The organism is Tenacibaculum sp. 190524A05c (genome assembly GCF_964036595.1).
Classification (GTDB): Bacteria; Bacteroidota; Bacteroidia; order Flavobacteriales; family Flavobacteriaceae; genus Polaribacter; species Polaribacter platacis.
The window spans coordinates 1243982-1247015 of the sequence record NZ_OZ038523.1; the positions used below are offsets into that span (position 1 = coordinate 1243982).

Consider the following 3034-nt stretch of genomic DNA (forward strand, 5'->3'; position numbering starts at 1 on the left):
AATTACAAACGATTACTCATTTGTTTCACCATTTTATCTTTCCATTGTGCAAAGTCACCAGCTTTGATATGCTTTCGTGCTTCGCGAACTAACCATAAATAGAAACCTAAATTATGGATAGATGCAATTTGTTTTCCTAATAATTCTTTAGAAGCAAACAAATGCCTTAAATACGCTTTAGAATACAATGTGTCAACAAATGTGATTCCCATTTCATCAATCGGAGAAAAATCATTTTCCCATTTTTTATTTTTGATGTTAATAGTTCCATGCGCCGTAAATAACATTCCGTTTCTAGCGTTTCTTGTTGGCATAACACAATCGAACATATCGACTCCTAAAGCAATATTTTCAAGAATATTAATTGGAGTTCCTACTCCCATTAAATATCTAGGTTTGTCTTCTGGTAAAATATTACAAACGATATCCGTCATAGCATACAGTTCTTCCGCAGGTTCACCTACAGATAAACCTCCAATTGCATTTCCTTCTGCTTCAACAGATGCAATAAACTCAGCAGACTGCTTACGTAAATCTTTATAAGTGCTTCCTTGTACTATAGGAAAGAATGTTTGATCATAACCATATTTAGGTGGTACTTTACCCAAATGTTCAATACATCTTTTTAGCCAACGATGGGTCATATGCATTGAATTCTTGGCATAATTGTAATCGCATGGATATGGTGTACACTCATCAAAAGCCATGATTATATCCGCTCCAATAGATCTTTGAATCTCCATTACATTTTCTGGTGTAAAAAAATGTGTAGAACCGTCGATATGACTTTTAAATTTTACTCCTTCTTCATTAATCTTTCTTCTTCCTGATAACGAGTAAACTTGGTATCCTCCACTATCCGTTAAAATATTTCTATCCCAATTCATGAACTTGTGCAAACCACCAGCTTGCTCAAGAATATCTGTTTTTGGTCTTAAATATAAATGGTAAGTATTACCTAAAATAATATCTGGATTGATCTCATCTTTAAGCTCTGACTGGTGAACTCCTTTAACAGAAGCAACAGTACCTACCGGCATGAATATAGGAGTTTCTATAGTTCCATGATCTGTAGTTATAACGCCAGCTCTCGCCTTACTCTTTGGATCAGTAGTTTCTAATTTAAATTGCATAGGTGACAAAGATACATAATTGGAAGAATGTGAAAACTTAAATGTTTCTAAATCTATTTTTTTCTTTGACGGCCAAAACGAGATTTAAATTTTCCTTTTGAAGAGGTATTCTTTTTTACTGGAGAACGTTCTTTTGACGCTTCTTCTGTTTTGCTAGATGACTTTACCAACGCATTTATTTTATCCATTTCTGTTTTAGATAATTCTCGCCACTCACCTACTTTTAAATTACCCAATTCAACATTCATGATACGCGTTCTTTTCAACTTTGTAACCTCGTACCCTAAATACTCGCTCATTCTTCTAATCTGACGATTCAAGCCTTGAGTTAGAATAATTTTAAATGTATTTGAATTGATTTTTTCAACTTTACATTTCTTAGTAACTGTTCCAAGAATAGGAATTCCATTACTCATTCTCTGAATAAATCGATCGTTTATCGGTTTATCTACAGTTACTATATATTCTTTTTCATGATTATTACCTGCTCGTAAAATCTTATTTACAATATCTCCATCATTGGTCAAAAATATTAAACCTTCAGAAGGTTTATCTAATCTTCCTATTGGAAATAAACGTTGTGAATGTCCGACAAATTTTACGATGTTTTTTCTCTCTTTACTATCAGTTGTACAAACAATTCCAACAGGTTTGTTTAAAGCAATGTATAAGGTTTTTGGTTTCGCCTTTAAAGGTTTACCATCTATTTTCACCGTATCTCCTTCAAAAACTCTATTTCCCAACTGGGTAGGTTTTCCATTAATTGTAACTCTACCTGCAGTAATTAATCGTTCAGCTTCTCTTCTTGAACATATTCCTGTAGAGCTTATATATTTATTTAAATTAATCGAGTCTTGATTATTCTTATCCATCACGGCAAAATTAAACTAAAAAAACCTCAGTTTAAGCTGAGGTTTTAATTTTTATCTTTTTTATGAATCTAAAATTTAGAACATAATCATCTTTCTTGTACATCGTGCTAAACTTGGACGACGATCATAATCGAATCCTAATGTAATCATGTGTGTTCCGTTATTGAATCCTACAATTTCGTTAACTGTAATACTGAAACCATATGAAACATAAAACTTATCCTTTTTCAAACCAAATAATGGCGCAATAGCGTTAGGCTTAAAAAATTGATCATTTAAGAATGTATAACTTAATCCTCCCCAAACATATCCGTTAAAAATTCTCTTTCTTAATTTAACGTTTACATCTGTACGAGATCTTTGACTGGCTTCGAAGTACTCAACAAAAGCAGAAGGTTCAAGTTCTGTATCACGATTAATTCTGTAATTGTAATTTGTGTATACAGAATATCTTCTTAATACTCTAGGCTCTCCTGTTCTAAAGTCATCAACATTCTTATCTAAAAGATTAACAACATTACCACTGATAGCAAATCTTCCAAAACGATACAACATACTTATATCAAAGTTAGAAGTATTTAATACTCTATCTGGTAAGGGTTGACTAGTATTATTCTGAGAAGTATCAATACCGAACTGAATAAAACTGTAACTTAAACCAAACGATAAAAAACTATCATAAACATCACTTAAAATTAAGTGACTCGCTAATGATAAACGCGCTCCTCTTTGAGTAGTGAAACCATTTTGATCATTAAACATTGTTAAACCACCACCAAAACGTTCAGCTAAACGAGCTTCTACTGTTAAGGACTGTGTATCTGGAGCATCTTCTACTCCGATCCATTGACTAACTCCATTAAGTCTAACTTGTAATCCAGATCCAATACCTGCATACGCTGGTGAAATTAAAAATGGATTATCTGCCATGTGGTTGACATACTGCGGTAAATCAACTTCTTGTCCAAACAATTTGGTTACTAAGAAAAATAATATGGGGATTATTCTATATTTCTTCATCTAATAATT

At 32.6% G+C, this 3034-nt stretch carries 3 protein-coding genes; all 3 read right to left on the bottom strand.

The genetic code is table 11. The features are described from left to right. Nucleotides 1-2: 2 nt before the first annotated feature. The gene (tgt, locus tag ABNT61_RS05280) at nucleotides 3-1133 is read right to left on the bottom strand and encodes a tRNA guanosine(34) transglycosylase Tgt (protein WP_348713854.1); all 1131 of its coding nucleotides are present in this window, start codon (nucleotides 1131-1133) and stop codon (nucleotides 3-5) included. 53 nt (nucleotides 1134-1186) lie between these two features. Next, entirely contained in the window at nucleotides 1187-2005 is an 819-nt protein-coding gene (rluF, locus tag ABNT61_RS05285) for a 23S rRNA pseudouridine(2604) synthase RluF (protein ID WP_348745134.1), read from the bottom strand. A gap of 75 nt (nucleotides 2006-2080) precedes the next feature. Further along, on the bottom strand, nucleotides 2081-3025 hold the full coding sequence (locus ABNT61_RS05290; protein ID WP_348745135.1) for a type IX secretion system membrane protein PorP/SprF: 945 nt from the start codon (nucleotides 3023-3025) through the stop codon (nucleotides 2081-2083). Between the last annotated feature and the right edge of the window lie 9 nt (nucleotides 3026-3034).